We start from the raw sequence: 13,211 nt of genomic DNA, 5'->3' as shown, positions 1-13,211 counted from the left end.
TTCCTATGACACGACTGTGCCCGGCATCTGAACAGATGCCGGGCACATCGGGTCACCGGGAGCGTTATCCGCGACCGGCGGCCTTCTGGCTCTTGCGGGAGATGGAGTCGATGACGACCGCGCCCAGCAGAACACCACCGGTGATCATGTACTGGATCGAGGTGTTCATGTTCAGCAGGTCGAGACCGGTCTGGATGGACTGGATGACCAGCATGCCCAGGAGGGCGGACCACACGGTGCCACGGCCGCCGAAGAGGCTCGTACCACCGATGACGGCCGCCGCGATGGCGAGCATCAGGGTGTTGCCGCCACCGGCGTTCAGCGTCGCGGACGCCGTCTGGCCCGCGAAGAACATGCCGCCGACCGCCGCGAAGCCACCGGAGATGGCGAACACGGTGATGCGGACCATCGGCACGTTGATACCGGCACGGCGAGCCGCCTCGATGCCGCCACCGACCGCGAAGACCTTGCGGCCGTACGTGGTGCGGCGCAGCACGAAGTCGACGATCACCAGCGCCACCAGGAAGATCACCAGCGCGTTGGAGACACCGGACGCGTTGTTGAGCACGCCGGCCGCCACGAAGGCGGCGACGGCCAGCGCACCGACGCGCAGCAGGATCTCGGCGGTGGGCCGGAACGGCACACCGGCCGCCCGGCGGCGGCGCTGCTCACCGAAGTTGCCGACGAGGGTCAGCACGACCGCGAGACCGGCCAGCAGGTAGGCGCCGATGATGGCCTGGTCCATGAAGAAGGAGTTCTGGCCGAGCAGGTGCACCGGGCCGGAGTCCGACGGGATGTTGATCGTGCCGCTGGAGCCCAGCAGCCACAGCATCAGGCCGTTCCAGCCGAGGAAGCCGGCCAGGGTGACCACGAAGGCCGGCACGCCGATCTTGGCGAAGAACCAGCCCTGCAGTGCGCCGACGCCGGCACCGACGAGAACCGTCAGGATCAGGGACAGCCACGGGTTCATGGTGTGGTCCACCACGAACACGGCGAACAGCGTGGACGCCAGGCCGCTGACGGAACCGACCGACAGGTCGATCTCACCGAGCAGCAGGACGAACACCAGGCCGATGGCCAGCATGCCGGTGGCCGACATGAAGTAGCTGATGTTCGAGAGGTTGTCCGCGCTCAGGAACAGGTCGTTCTTCGCCTGGAAGATCGTCCAGATGATGATCAGGCCGATGACGACGGGCAGCTGGCCCAGCTCGCCGCCCTTCACCTTGCGCTTGAACTCGGTGAGGTAGCCCTTGAAGCCCTCTTCCCGCACCAGCAGGCGCGGGTCGACGACGGACACCGGAGCGGCCGTCGGGTCGTCGGCGGGGGCGACGGTGGTCTGGTCCTCGATGACGCCCCCGGTCTTCTCGACCTTCTGGGGCTCCGAGGAGTCGCTCTTCACGGTCTTGGACGTGTCGCTCACTTTGCCGCCTCCGCGGTGCGACGCCCCGCACGACGGGTCACGGCGTTGTCCGTGGCACCGGTGATCGCGGCGATGATCTCTTCGTGGCTGGTGTCCTTCACGGGGAAGGAGCCGTTGTTCTTGCCCAGGCGCAGGACGGCGACGGTGTCGGCGACCGCCTTGACGTCGGCCATGTTGTGGCTGATGAGGATGACCCCGAGGTTGCGCTCGCGCAGCCGCTCGACCAGGTCGAGGACCTGCGCCGTCTGCTCGACACCGAGGGCCGCGGTGGGCTCGTCGAGGATGACGACCTTCGGGTCACCGATCAGGGCGCGCGCGATGGCGACGACCTGACGCTGACCACCGGAGAGGCTGGCGATCGGGATCCGGACGCTCGGGATGCGGATGGAAAGGGTGGACAGCAGCTCGCGGGCGTTCTTCTCCATCGTCACCTCGTCGATGACGCCGCGGTGCAGCAGCTCGCGTCCGAGGTAGAGATTGCCGACCACGTCGAGGTTGTCGCACAGGGCGAGGTCCTGGTAGACGGTCGCGACACCGAGTCCCTGGGCGTCGTGCGGCCGGTTGATGCTGACCGGCTTTCCCTCCCACTCGATGACGCCCTCATCGATGGGGTGGACACCCGCGATCGTCTTGACCAGGGTGGACTTTCCTGCGCCGTTGTCGCCCACCAGGGCGACCACTTCTCCGGCGTGGACCTCCAGCTCGACGTCGGTGAGTGCCTGCACCGCACCGAATCGCTTGGAGACCCCGCGCAACGCCAGCACGGGCGTAGCGGACACGTGAACCATCTCCTTCGCCGCCTGACCGGCGGGGATGCCGCGCGCAAAAGACAGGCGCGGAGGGATGTGCGCGACGGGCGGAACGCGACGTCGGCGCACGAGGTTTACAAGATGAACATGCGTGAATCCGCTGCGCTTGGCAACGGTTCCGTCCGACGCCCGCCCCGGCAGCGGGGTGTGAAGGTGGGGCGGGCGTCGAACAGGTCTCACGGGACCGCTGAGCGGTCGGTGGGACCCGAGGGCCGGCTCGGAGAGGGCCCTCGGGACCGGATGCCTACTGGAGGCCGGCGGTCTTGCAGGCGGCGGCGTACTCGCCGGCGCAGATGTCAGCGACGGTGTACAGCCCGTCCTTGACGACCGTGTCCTTGATGTTGGCCTTGGTGACTGACACCGGGGTCAGCAGCTGCGAGGGGACCTTGTCGCCGGAGCCGCTGGTCAGCGTCTGAGTGGCCAGGGACTTGATGTCCTTGCCCTCCAGCAGGTTGACCGCGAGCTGGGCGGCCGCCTCGGCCTCGGGCTTGAAGGCCTTGTAGACGGTGGAGGACTGGGTGCCGGCGACGATGCGCTGGATACCCGCGAGCTCGGCGTCCTGGCCGGTCAGCGGGATACCGCTGATCTTCGCACCCTTGAGGGTGTTGGCGATGCCACCGGCCATGCCGTCGTTGGCGGAGTAGACGCCCGCGATGTTCTTGGCGCCCAGCTGGGTGATGGCCGCGGACATCTTCTGCGCGGCGACCGTGTCCTTCCAGAGACCGGACTGCTCGTAGGCGATGTCGACCTTGCCGTCGAGGGCGTTGTGCGCGCCTTCCTTGAACTGACCGGCGTTCGGGTCGGCGTCGTCACCGTTGATCATGACGACCTTCGCCTTGGGGGTCGCCTTGGCGCCGAGGGCGTCGATCAGGGCCTGGCCCTGGAGCTCGCCGACCTTGACGTTGTCGAAGGAGACGTAGGCCGAGACGGGGCCCTGGGCGAGGCGGTCGTACGCGACGACCTTGACACCCTTGTCCACCGCGGACTGGATCGAGGACTTGATCGCGGCCGAGTCCTGCGCCGAGATCACGATGACCTTGACGCCCTTGGTCACCATGCTGCTGACCTGCTGGGCCTGCTTGGCCGAGTCGGCCGCGGCGTTCGCGTACTCGAGCTTGCAGTCGGAGCAGAGCGCCTTGACCTTGGCGTCGAAGTACGGCTTGTCGAACTTCTCGTACCGCGCGGTGACGCTGTCGGGGAGCAGCAGGCCGATGGACTTGGAGCCGGAGTTGCTGCTGCTGCCGGAGTCGCTGGCCTTGTCGTCGCCCGCCTTGCCGCACGCGGCAATCGAAAGCGCCATGGACACGGCGGTGGCGCCGATCACGACTCTACGCATCATTGCGTTCATTGGGGTGTGCCTCCCTGACAGGGCCGCAACGCTGCGGCCGAGGTGGCTCGAAGTCAACTCGGCCGCAAGTTCGACGTCAAGAAGTAAATACTTAACGAGATGGCAACGGCCTCATTCGTTCTCTAAGTGAAGGCAGGTGTCGCTGCGGTCAGCGTGCCGTCCAAAAGGGTCGAATCGCCCATCTCGCTCAGTGCGAGGGCGAGCGCTCCGAGGACCTCCGCACGGCCCCCAAGTGCCCCCGGGAGAACGGAAAGCTGACGCGCCGCACTCGGGATCGCATAGCGGCCGACGGACTCTCTGATCGGACCGAGCACCAGCTCACCGGCCTCGGCGAGATCGCCGCCCAGGACCACCCGGCTCGGGTTCAACAGGTTGCAGAGATTGGCGACTCCACTGCCGATGTGGCGGCCGACGTCGGCGATCACCCGACGGCAGCCCGGGTCGCCGTCCCTCGCCAGTCGCACGACGCCTTCCATCGTCAGATCCGTGCCGTGGCTGGACTGGAGGAGAGGGAGCACATAGCGCGCCGCCGTGAAGGTCTCCAGGCAGCCCCGGTTTCCGCAGCGGCAGACGGGGCCGGACTCGTCAAGTGTAATATGTCCGATTTCTCCCGCAGTGCCGCCGGGGCCTCGGTAGATCTTCCCCTCGATCACCAGACCGGCGCCGACACCGCTCGCGACCTTGATGTATGCAAGATCACGTACGCCTCTGCCGCTGCCCCAGACCATCTCGCCGAGGGCCCCGAGGTTGGCGTCGTTGTCCACGTGCACGGGCACGCCGAGCCGGCCTCTCATCTCCTCGGCCGGTCTGGTGCCGATCCAGCCGGGCAGGATGGCGGAGGACCCGAGGCTTCCGGACTCCAGATCGATCGGCCCCGGCACGCCGAGACCGACTCCCGCGACCTTCGTACGGTCCACGCCGGTGGCCTCGATCAGCCGGGTGACCAGCTGTTCCGCCCGGTCGAAGCCCTGCGTCGAAGAGGCGTCCACATCGAGCGGCTCGGACTCCTCGGCAAGGACCTGATGGGCCAGATTGCCCACGGCCACCCGCAGATGGGTATGCCCGAAATCGACCCCGATGACGATGCCCGCGTCGCCGCTCAGACTGACGCTGCGCGCCCTTCGCCCGCCCGCCGAGGTGGGCGTGACCTCGACGGTTCCGCCGTCCTTGAGCTCGCGCACGATATTGGAGACGGTCGCGGCGGACAGACCGGTGCTCCGGGCGATCTCCGCCTGCGTGAGGGACCCGGCCAGACGCACGGCGCGTACGACTCGCTCCAGGTTGGCTCGGTGCAGCGACGACTGCGACCCCGGAGTCTCCACGACGACCTCCTGCGCACGGGGCCGCTTCAATGAGGCCCCGTCTATGTCCAACTAGTGAACTCTAAGCTGAGCCGTTCGGGTCGCCTCCCGTCAAGAGGTTGAACAGTATCCGCATGCGTGTGAAGCAACACGGAGGGTGGTCGAGGGGGGGATCGCGGGGCGTGCGGAAGCGGCTGCGGGGAGTTGCGGTCAGGGTGATGACCGCGACACGGGCGAAGCGCCGGAAGGGACGAACCCGCCACGGGGGCGAGGCGCCGGAAGGGACGAACCCGCCGCGAAGGCAAGGCGCCGGAAGGGTGAATCCGCTTCGCGGGTGGGTTCCGGAGAGGGTGCTCCCGCCGCGCCGCCGGGGTGCGGGAGAGGGGAGGGACCAGTTGGGGTGCGGGAGGGGGCGAACAGGTGCCGACCCGGGTGGGGCGGAGCGTGTTCCCGGGCCGGTCACGGGGAGTCGGGTGCGCGGGTGGGGCCGGGCGGTGGGGGCGAAGCCGGGTGCGCCCTCGCCTTCACCCCTTGTCCGCACCTTCACTCCGACGGCCCGCGCGCTCACCTGACCGGCCCACAAAGGCATCGGCCCGATGGGTCGCGACCCGGGCGCCGGCCGTTCACAGGGGCCGGACGGTCCCCCTACTTCAGCGCGCCCGCGGTCAGCCCCTGCACCACCTGCCGCTGGAAGACGATGTACGCGACCAGCACCGGCAGCATCGCCATGACGAGGCCCGCGAAGAGCCCCGACCAGTCACCCTTGTACCCCTGGCTCACGGCCAGTTGGACCAGCCCCTGGGTGAGGACGTGTTTGTCGGGGTCGGTGTTCAGAACCGTGGGGAGCATGTACTGGTTCCACTGGCCCAGGAAGTTGAAGATACCGACGCTGATCAGGCCGGGTTTGGCCATCGGCACCATGATCTGGAAGAACGTCCGGCTGTGCGAGGCGCCGTCCACGAAGGCCGCCTCCGCCACCGACGTCGGCAGCGTGCGGAAGAAGGCCGTCAGGAAGAACACCGTGAACGGTAGTGAGTAGGCGATGTAGACCAGGATCAGGCCGTGGATGGAGTTCAGCAGGCCCATGTTGTTCACCACGTAGAACAACGGGACCAGCGCCAGCATGATCGGGAAGCTCATGCCACCGACGAAGAGGTAGTAGATGAAGCGGTTGCCCGGGAAGTCGAACCGCGCCAGGACGTAGGCCGCCATGGAGCCGAGGACCAGCGTGCCGATGAGTGAACCACCCACCACCAACACGGTGTTGAGGAAGTAGTCGCTCATGTTGGCCTGGGTCCAGGCCCGTGACCAGTTGTCGAAGTGCAGCTTGTCCGGCAGCGACCAGGGCGAGCCGAAGATGGAGCTGTCGTCCTTGAAGGAGGTCATCACCGCCCACAGCAACGGCAGTACGACCATGATCGCCCAGATGACCAGAATGCCGTGCGAGAAGGCGTTGAGGACGTTTCCTTCCGTTTTCTTCCCCCTGCGCGGTTTCCCGGCGGGCAGGTCGACCTTCGTGACGGGGATGCCCGAGCCGGACTCGGCCGGCAGGGGCGCGGGCGTTTCGGTCGTCTTCAACGTCAGTACTCCAGCCGCTCGCGCCGACCCAGCCGCATCACGACCGCGGCGAAGGCCAGCGTCACGATGAGCAGGGCCACGCCGATGGTGGTGGCATAGGCGGCCTGACCGTCACGGAACGCCTTCTGGTACACGTACAGGACCATGACGGTGGTCGAGTAGTCGGGACCGCCGGGCCCGGTCGTCATGATCTGCACGACCGCGAACGACTCGGCGCCGAGCGCGAGGATGCCCATGTAGACCCAGCCCGACTGCACCGTGTCCCAGAGCAGGGGCAGGGTGATGCGGAAGAACGTGGCGGCCCGGCCCGCGCCGTCCAGCAGCGCGGCCTCGTACAGGTCCGCCGGGATGGAGGCCATGCCCGCCGAGAAGAGGACCACGAAGAAGCCGACCGTGGACCAGACGAGCACCGCCATCACGCACCACAGCGCGAGATCCGGGTCGCCGAGCCAGAGGGGCTGGAGGCTGTCCAGCCCGATCCCCCGGAAGAACGAGTTGATCGCGCCGCTGTCCGGGTTGTACGCGAACGCGAACAGCAGCGCCACGATGGCGATCGACAGCACCTGCGGGAAGAAGTACACGATCTTGTAGAAGGAAGAGCCCCGGACTCCGGAGATCACCGGGCCGCCCTTCCTTCTGAGTCCACCGACATTGATCATGAAGGCGAAGAACAGCGCCAGGCTGATCGTCACCAGCGGCAGCACGACCGCGAACATCAAGCTGTGCTGCAAGGACTTCCAGAAGATCTCGTCGTCCAGCATCCTCCGGTAGTTGTCCAGGCCGACCATCTTGAATTCGGGGCTGAGGCCGGTCCAGTCCGTGAACGAGTAGTAGATGGACTGGATGAACGGCCACACCACGAAGAGCGCGTACAGTCCGAGGGGCAGCGCCAGGAACCCCACGATGAACCGGTACTTGCCGTGCTGCATCGCCACTCCGGTGCTTTATGGATGGTTCGCCGTGATTCCCGCCGTCACTGGTGTTTGTAATGCTTGATCGACGTGTCCTTGGCCGCCTCGTCGGCGTACCCCTGGATCTTCTTGATCGCCTCGGCCGGGGTGAGCCGGCCGGCCATCATCTCGCCGAGACCGGACACCCCGATCTTCTCCTTCTGCAACTGGACATACCAGTCCTGCAGTCGCGGATTCACCACGTTGTCGCCGGCCTTGTCCAGCGCCGCGACACCCGATTTGAGACCCGGGGTGAGGGTGATGCCGTCGGTTCCCCCGTTGTAGGCGGTCAGCGACTTGACCTTGGAGGTGAAGTTCTTGGAGGACGCCTCGCTGAGCATGATGCGCAGCTGTTCCATCCCGCCCGCCGTGTTCTTCGCCTTGGCCGGGACGACGAACGGCTCGCCGCCGGAGGCCCAGATGGTGCCGAAGGGCATCTTGTCGGAGGAGTCGATGCCGGTGGGTGCGGACACGGCCAGATCGAAGTCGGCGGGGATGACGTTCGCCGACTCGTTCTCCACCCAGGAGCCGTTGGGGATGAACAGGGCCTTGCCCTTGGCCCACGCGGTCTGCGACTGGATGTGGTCCAGACCCGGGGTGCCCTGGAGGACGTAACCCTTCTTGTAGAGCTCGTAGTAGGCGTCGAAACAGGCCTTCACCGCCGGGTGCTTCCAGGCGTTCGGCTCCAGGTTGTCGATGGCGTCGAGGGCCTCGCGGCCGCCCACCTTGCCGATCATCGGATACAGCGAGAAGGGGATGTAGTACGGGTACTTGCCCGCGTACGTCCAGCCCGCGATGCCCTTCTTCTTGGCCTTCTCGCAGACCGCGAGCATCTGGTCCCAGGTCTCGGGGTACGTGGCGTCGAGCGAGTCCAGGGCCTTCTGCGAGTACCAGACGCCGTAGACGGTGTAGGCGTAGTACATGATCCACACCGGGTCGCCGTCGAACTGGCCCATCTCGACGATGCCGGGGCGCAGGGTGTCGCGGACCTTCTTGTCCGGGTCGTCGTAGGACGCGGCGTCCAGGAGCGGCGTGAGGTCGGCGAGCTGCTTCTTGCCGACCAGGACGCCCATGTCCATCTGCTCGGCGCCGGAGTTGTCGATGAGGTCGGGCGGGGTGCCCTGGTTGAAGCGCGGCTGGAGGGTCGACTGGATCTTCTGGGTGGCCGCGAACTTCACCTTCGCGTCCGGGAAGCTCTTCTGGTAGATCTTGACCGCGTCCTCGGCGTACTCCTTGCCGAAACCGCCGTCGAACAGGACGAATTCCATCTGGGCGGTCTCGTTGACCGCCAGCGGATTCTTGGCGGTCTTCTTTCCGGCCTTGGCCTTGTCCTCGTCGCCGCCGCCGCTGCTGGCACAGGCGGACAGGAAGCTCATCGTGGGAACGGAGATCAGGCCGAGTGCCGCGGATCTCCTGATCAGGTCTCGGCGGCCGATACCCGTGGGGCCGCGCTTCTCGGAGCCGCGCATCTCGGCGCCGTGCTGCTCGGAGCCGTTGTTCTCGGAGCCGTTGTTCTCGGAGCCGTTGTTCTCGGAGTGGGATCCCATGCTCAAGTCCTCGCCTTCTCCAGGACTCAGGCGGTGTACCGGATCCTTCCCGGCACCGCGGTCAGGTCAAGCAGGGTCGTGCGGATCATACGGTTCGACGGCATCGACGGTTCGAGGGCTGATCGCCGACAGGTATAGTCCACTTCTTGCCGACGGAGCAAGATCGAATGCAAGGTTGGCCGTTGGTCTTTTCCGAGTTGAGACCTCCCGGAAATATGACCGGGCCGTGGGCGCCCTGCCCGAAAATTGCATGACATGGGCCCCGCCTGGCGCAATCAACATCCTTGACATCACTGTCCACTTGGCCACCTACTGATTCCTGCGTAACCACGAGGACAACGTTGTCCGGGGCGTTGTCCGGCGCGGGGAGGGTGCTCACGCATGCAACGGTTCGGGCGGTTGCGGGCGGTCGTGATCACGGCCGCTCTGGTCATGACGGTCGGCGCACAGGGGACGGCGGTGGCGCTCCCTTTCCCCGTTCCGGTCCCCGGCCGGGGGTTCGCCTCGTCCTTCGAGGCGGGTGAGCACGCCCCCGACTGGCAGAGCACCGTCGACACCGCGCCCGGCGGTGGCAAGCGGGCCTCGGGGGTGGACGGCGGCTACGGCGGCGGGCTCCCCGGCGACGTGACGGACCGGGTCACGGGCCTACGGGCGAGCGCGGAGAACACGGCCGGCGGCGAGGTGAAGGAGAACCTCGTCGACGGCGAGGCGGGCACCAAGTGGCTGTCGTTCGCGTCCACCGGATGGGTCGAGTTCGACCTCGCCGAGCCCGCGCGGGTAACCGCCTACGCGCTGACCTCGGCCAACGACTTCGCCGAGCGCGACCCCGCCGACTGGACCCTCTCGGGCTCGGCGGACGGGACCGCCTGGACCCCCCTCGACACCCGCTCCGGGGAGTCCTTCGCCCAGCGGTTCCAGAGCCGCACGTACACCCTCGCGGCCGGGGCCCCGGCCGGGTACCGGCACTTCCGGCTGGAGGTCACCCGCAACCACGGCGCCGGGATCCTCCAGCTCGCCGACGTGCGGTTCGGCACGGGCGGCGGCGACGGACCCGTTCCGCCGGACATGCTCACCGTCGTCGACCGGGGGCCGAGCGGCTCGCCGACCGCGAAGGCGGGCGCCGGATTCAGCGGGAAGCGGGCGCTGCGTTACGCGGGCCGGCACACCGCTTCGGGCCGGGCGTACTCGTACAACAAGGTCTTCGACGTCAATGTGCGGGTCGGTTCGCGCACCCAGCTGGCGTACCGGATCTTCCCCCAGATGGCGGACGGCGACCGTGACTACGCCGCGACGAACGTCTCCGTGGACCTCGCGTTCACGGACGGCACGTATCTGAGCGGGCTCGGGGCGAGCGACCAGTACGGCTTCCCGCTGTCGCCCCGCGGACAGGGCGCCGCGAAGGTGCTGTACGTCAACCAGTGGAACGACGTGGTGTCGGGAATCGGGGCGGTGGCGGCCGGGAAGACCGTCGACCGGATCCTCCTGGCCTACGACTCCCCCGGCGGCCCGGCCCGGTTCAGGGGCTGGGTGGACGACATCGCGCTGCGCACGGCTGCCCCGGAGGCGGCGAAGACACATCTGTCGGACTACGCGGTGACCACCCGGGGCACCAACTCCAGCGGCAGCTTCTCGCGCGGCAACACGTTTCCCGCCACGGCCGTGCCGCACGGCTTCAACTTCTGGACGCCGGTGACCAACGCGTCGTCGCTCGGCTGGCTGTACGACTACGCACGGGCGAACAACGCGGACAACCTGCCCACGATCCAGGCGTTCAGCGCGAGTCACGAGCCGAGTCCGTGGATGGGCGACCGGCAGACCTTCCAGGTGATGCCGTCGGCCGCGGCCGGTGTCCCGGACACCGGGCGGACCGCACGGGCCCTGCCGTTCCGGCACGTGAACGAGACCGCCCGCCCGTACTACTACGGAGTCCGCTTCGAGAACGGTCTGACGGCGGAGATGGCGCCGACCGACCACGCGGCGGCCCTGCGCTTCACCTACCCGGGCTCGGACGCGAACGTCGTCTTCGACAACATCACCGACCAGGCGGGGCTGACCCTGGACACCGAGACCGGCGTGGTGACCGGCTACTCGGACGTGAAGTCGGGCCTGTCGACGGGAGCGACCCGGCTCTTCGTGTACGGCGAGTTCGACGCACCGGTGACGGACGGCGCGTCGAGCGGGGTGAAGGGGTACCTGCGTTTCGACGCGGGCGCCGACCGCACGGTCACCCTGCGCCTGGCGACCTCCCTCATCAGCGTCGACCAGGCCCGCGACAACCTGAGCCAGGAGATCCCGCGGGACACCGACTTCGACACGGTCGTACAGCGCGCCCAGCGGCAGTGGGACAAGCTGCTCGGCACGGTGGAGGTCGAGGGGGCGAGCCAGGACCGGCTCACCACGCTGTACTCCAGTCTGTACCGGCTGTACCTGTACCCCAACTCCGGTTTCGAGAAGGTCGGTTCGACGTACCAGTACGCGTCGCCCTTCTCACCGATGCCGGGCCCGGACACCCCGACGCATACCGGCGCGAAGATCGTGGACGGCAAGGTGTACGTGAACAACGGCTTCTGGGACACCTACCGGACGACCTGGCCGGCGTACGCCCTGCTGACACCCACTCAGGCCGGGCTGCTGACCGACGGGTTCGTGCAGCAGTACAAGGACGGCGGCTGGACCTCGCGCTGGTCCTCACCCGGGTACGCGGACCTGATGACCGGCACCTCGTCGGACGTCGCCTTCGCCGACGCGTACGTCAAGGGGGTCGGCTTCGACGCCAGGGCGGCCTACGAGGCGGCCCTGAAGAACGCCACGGTCGTACCCCCGGCATCGGGTGTGGGCCGCAAGGGCATGTCGACCTCCCCCTTCCTCGGCTACACGAGTACGGCCACGCACGAGGGCCTGTCGTGGGCGCTGGAGGGATACCTCAACGACTACGGCATCGCCCGGATGGGCCAGGGCCTGTACCGGCAGACCGGCGAGAAGCACTACCAGGAGGAGGCCGACTACTTCCTCAACCGCGCGCAGGGCTATGTGCACCTCTTCGACTCGAAGGCCGGGTTCTTCCAGGGGAAGGACGACAAGGGCGCCTGGCGGGTGGCCTCGGAGACCTACGACCCCCGGGTGTGGGGCTACGACTACACGGAGACCAACGGCTGGGGTTACGCCTTCACCGCCCCGCAGGACAGCAAGGGCCTGGCCAATCTGTACGGCGGCCGCGACGGGCTGGCGAAGAAGCTCGACTCCTACTTCGCGACCCCGGAGACCGCCTCGCCGGAGTTCGCGGGATCGTACGGCGGGGTCATCCACGAGATGACGGAGGCGCGGGACGTGCGGATGGGCATGTACGGGCACTCCAACCAGGTCGCCCACCACGCGATCTACATGTACGACGCGGCCGGTCAGCCCTGGAAGGCGCAGGCGAAGGCCCGCGAGGTGCTGTCCCGGCTCTACACCGGCGACACCATCGGGCAGGGCTACCACGGGGACGAGGACAACGGCGAGCAGTCGGCCTGGTACCTGTTCTCCGCGCTCGGCTTCTACCCGCTGGTGATGGGCAGCGGCGAATACGCCGTGGGCTCCCCGCTGTTCACCAAGGCGACCGTGCACCTGGAGAACGGCAGGGACCTGGTGGTCAAGGCGCCGAAGAACAGCGCCAAGAACGTGTACGTACAGGGCCTGAAGGTCAACGGCAGTGCCTGGACGTCCACTTCACTGCCCCACACGCTCCTGGCGAAGGGTGGGGTGCTGGAGTTCGACATGGGACCGCGGCCCTCCGCGTGGGGCTCCGGAAAGAACGCGGGCCCGGTCTCGATCACCCGGAACGACAAGGTGCCCGCGCCGCGCACCGACGTACTGAAGGGCGCGGGCGCCCTCTTCGACGACACCTCGGCGACGCAGGAGACGGTGTCGGGCGCACTCGCCCTGCCGGTCACGGCCGCCACCAAGGCGGCGCAGTACACCCTGACCTCGGCCGACCACGCCCAGGCACCGAAGGGCTGGGTGCTCCAGGGCTCCGCCGACAACCTGACCTGGACCGACCTGGACCGCCGGGCCGGCGAGACCTTCCCGTGGGACCGCCAGACACGTGTCTTCACGGTCGCAGGGCCGGGAACCTACGCGCACTACCGACTGGTCTTCGACGGCGACACGGGAGGGGCGGGCACGGGGAGCCAAGTCAGCCTCTCGGAAGTCGAGTTGTTGTCATGATCCGGTAACCAACAGCGATGGTCCGCTGTGTCGGACGTCACCCGTGTTCCAG

Annotated in this window: 8 protein-coding genes; 1 reads left to right on the top strand and 7 read right to left on the bottom strand. The window is 67.6% G+C overall.

What is annotated here, in order from left to right:
• Positions 1–64: 64 nt before the first annotated feature.
• The 7 genes from ACFWBB_RS11100 to ngcE all read right to left on the bottom strand — a co-directional run bounded on the left by ACFWBB_RS11100 (position 65) and on the right by ngcE (position 8,875).
• On the bottom strand, positions 65–1,420 hold the full coding sequence (locus tag ACFWBB_RS11100) for a sugar ABC transporter permease (RefSeq protein WP_385269440.1): 1,356 nt from the start codon (positions 1,418–1,420) through the stop codon (positions 65–67).
• Entirely contained in the window at positions 1,417–2,208 is a 792-nt protein-coding gene (locus ACFWBB_RS11095) for an ATP-binding cassette domain-containing protein (protein WP_078615460.1), read from the bottom strand. The genes ACFWBB_RS11100 and ACFWBB_RS11095 overlap by 4 nt, the downstream gene beginning before the upstream one ends.
• Positions 2,209–2,473: 265 nt before the next feature.
• The gene (locus ACFWBB_RS11090) at positions 2,474–3,577 is read right to left on the bottom strand and encodes a sugar ABC transporter substrate-binding protein (RefSeq protein WP_385269437.1); all 1,104 of its coding nucleotides are present in this window, start codon (positions 3,575–3,577) and stop codon (positions 2,474–2,476) included.
• Positions 3,578–3,699: 122 nt separating this feature from the next.
• The gene (locus tag ACFWBB_RS11085) at positions 3,700–4,899 is read right to left on the bottom strand and encodes an ROK family protein (RefSeq protein ID WP_385269435.1); all 1,200 of its coding nucleotides are present in this window, start codon (positions 4,897–4,899) and stop codon (positions 3,700–3,702) included.
• 624 nt (positions 4,900–5,523) lie between these two features.
• Positions 5,524–6,456 carry a carbohydrate ABC transporter permease gene (locus ACFWBB_RS11080; protein ID WP_385269433.1) on the bottom strand — a complete coding sequence of 311 codons (933 nt, stop codon included), beginning with the start codon at positions 6,454–6,456 and terminating at the stop codon, positions 5,524–5,526.
• Positions 6,457–6,458: 2 nt separating this feature from the next.
• Positions 6,459–7,385, bottom strand: a complete 927-nt coding sequence (locus tag ACFWBB_RS11075) for a carbohydrate ABC transporter permease (RefSeq protein ID WP_385269466.1) — start codon at positions 7,383–7,385, stop codon at positions 6,459–6,461.
• A 44-nt stretch (positions 7,386–7,429) separates the two neighbouring features.
• Positions 7,430–8,875: an N-acetylglucosamine/diacetylchitobiose ABC transporter substrate-binding protein gene (ngcE, locus tag ACFWBB_RS11070; protein WP_385269464.1), complete on the bottom strand. Its 1,446-nt coding sequence runs from the start codon at positions 8,873–8,875 to the stop codon at positions 7,430–7,432.
• A gap of 459 nt (positions 8,876–9,334) precedes the next feature.
• Between ngcE and ACFWBB_RS11065 the strand changes: the two genes are divergently transcribed.
• Positions 9,335–13,159: a GH92 family glycosyl hydrolase gene (locus ACFWBB_RS11065; protein WP_385269431.1), complete on the top strand. Its 3,825-nt coding sequence runs from the start codon at positions 9,335–9,337 to the stop codon at positions 13,157–13,159.
• Positions 13,160–13,211: the final 52 nt, after the last annotated feature.

The organism is Streptomyces sp. NPDC060000, from assembly GCF_042737375.1.
Classification (GTDB): domain Bacteria; phylum Actinomycetota; class Actinomycetes; order Streptomycetales; family Streptomycetaceae; genus Streptomyces.
This window is presented reverse-complemented; position numbering and strand designations above follow the sequence as displayed.